This window comes from Nitrosospira sp. NpAV, from assembly GCF_000832065.1.
Lineage (GTDB): Bacteria > Pseudomonadota > Gammaproteobacteria > Burkholderiales > Nitrosomonadaceae > Nitrosospira.
Map to the genome: position 1 here is coordinate 1 of NZ_JXQM01000126.1, position 840 is coordinate 840.

General features: G+C 51.9%; 2 protein-coding genes. Both read right to left on the bottom strand.

Annotated elements, in window-relative coordinates; genetic code table 11:
* Positions 1–360: 360 nt before the first annotated feature.
* Positions 361–534 (bottom strand): hypothetical protein, encoded by a 174-nt coding sequence (locus SQ11_RS17415; protein ID WP_156972540.1) that lies wholly within the window; start codon positions 532–534, stop codon positions 361–363.
* A partial coding sequence (locus SQ11_RS15585; protein ID WP_041515122.1) for an SDR family oxidoreductase occupies positions 512–840 on the bottom strand: 329 nt, incomplete at its 5' end. The genes SQ11_RS15585 and SQ11_RS17415, both read right to left, overlap by 23 nt.

Consider the following 840-nt stretch of genomic DNA (forward strand, 5'->3'; position numbering starts at 1 on the left):
TTCCGGGAGAAACCGTCCTTCGGGATAATTTTGTATTCACAGACCTGTCACCACTCGCACCTGATATCGTTCCCCCAGGGCAGATACGTTAGATCACGAAGGGAAGCCATGCGCCTTCTGGTCGTTTTGGCAGAATCTGCGATTTGCCGGGAGCGGCTTTACTGTATCGCTTGTGCCGCACACGGTTAAGCATGGCAGACATAAAACGCGATCCGGTTTCCAATCCCTGTTTACTTGTCATATAATCCCGCCAGCCGGTCAGCAAGCTGAACTGCGCCAGCGCCGGCAGCCACCATCATTCTTACTATGAAAGCCTTATTTTCCTCCGTCATTACAACGATATCGATCACATCCCGGCCTTCATTCTGGCTGAATCATGAAATTGCCGCCATTTCCAGCAATCCCGCCATTTTCGAAGCTTTTGCCCGCTGCTGGGACAAACTGAAGCACCAGAGCAGCTGATAAAAGCACCGGCCTGCCTTGATCTACGCGGATCAGGCGAAAGAAATATTCACAATGCTGTCCATCCTCCATCGATGACCAGGTTGGCACCCGTCATATAACTGGAGGCATCCGAAACCAGAAAAATGATTGCGCCGTGATACTCCTCTTTCGCGGACATACGCCCCAGAATGGTTCTGGCCGAGTAGTTGCCGGCAAACTCAGTGTCATGTTTGTTCCAGACCCCGCTGGGGGTGAGCAGGTTAACGCGGATGGCTGTATCCATGTAATAGGCAGCCAGGAATTTTGTGAGTCCCAGCAACCCCGCCTTGCATACCGAGTAAACCGCTGGTTTATACGTCTGCGCTTCCTGCCCAGCCTTTTTGTAAATACGCTGAT